This window comes from Leucobacter musarum subsp. musarum (genome assembly GCF_001273845.1).
Lineage (GTDB): Bacteria > Actinomycetota > Actinomycetes > Actinomycetales > Microbacteriaceae > Leucobacter > Leucobacter musarum.
Map to the genome: position 1 here is coordinate 1 of NZ_JHBW01000075.1, position 1,066 is coordinate 1,066.

Sequence of the window (1,066 nt, forward strand, 5' to 3'; positions counted from 1 at the left end):
ACCCTCGTACTGTTCGACCTTAATGTCGTTCGTGGAAAGGTTCAGACCGAGCAACGTGTACGACCAATTGCCGTCAGCGCCCACTGGTACCTGCTCGGTGTCGTTGAGGATCATGGTGGCTCCGGGAACTCCGTAGCCCGAGATATCAGCAGTGCGAGCCCCCAGATCGACCGCGTCGACCTGTGCACCAATCTGCTCTGTGCCCCTCGTGGTGTAACTCAGCGGAACCGAACGCGACGCATAGGCGCTCGTCGGGTTAATCGTGAACGAGCCGTCATCGATCTTGCCATATGCCATCAACGGTGTGTTCGCCTTGAGGCTCACCCAGAGCGCGGTCGCACCGTACTGATTTCCACCGGTCGTGCCCGGAACGCCAAAGTTTTCGACTTTGCAGTCGAGGACCGTGCGGTCGGCAGAAATGTTGCACACTCCCGCACCGAACGTTCCCATGCCCCACGCGCCCGTGCCCCCGGTGCGAGCCCCCCACCGGACGGTGTCTTCGGAGAACGTCGTGCCGCGAGGTGCCTTGAAGGTGAAATCGAGACGCCCAGAAAGGCCAGCATTGCTGTAATTCGGGTTCTCCAAGTTGACGCCAAAGGATTCGCCACCGACGCTCTGACCTGCGCCGAGCGTAGGCGCACCCCACTGATTGAGCGAGCGCAACGCATGGCCAGCGTTGACACCAGCGCCACCCTCATTCGCCGTCGTGATCTCGGCTGCGCCCTCTTCAGCGTTAGCCATGGTGGTACCAAACCCAACACCCATGAACGCAACCATTGCGGTCATACCCGCAACAGCCATACGGCGGAAATTCCGTCGCTGTGACATATATCTTCCTCTATTCCCAATGAATTAGAACCTGTTCTCGCTCCTGAACGACAGCGAGAAACACGCACATACAGTGGCGACTGCACCTGCGAATCGCGCATATCTAGTATCACAAAATTCTAAAATTTCTATTCATCTAAGAGTTATAGAATATTGGCATACAGAATTCAAAGATTCCGATGGTTGCATCGCGATGTTGTGTTCGGGAGCGGAACGAGGCCCGCACCGTTCGAGACAT

The 1,066-nt window shown here is 56.9% G+C and carries 1 protein-coding gene; it reads right to left on the reverse strand.

From position 1 onward, the window contains the following. Positions 1-741: hypothetical protein (locus CH42_RS08195; RefSeq protein ID WP_156322518.1), on the reverse strand; the 741-nt coding region annotated here is incomplete at its 3' end. Between the last annotated feature and the right edge of the window lie 325 nt (positions 742-1,066).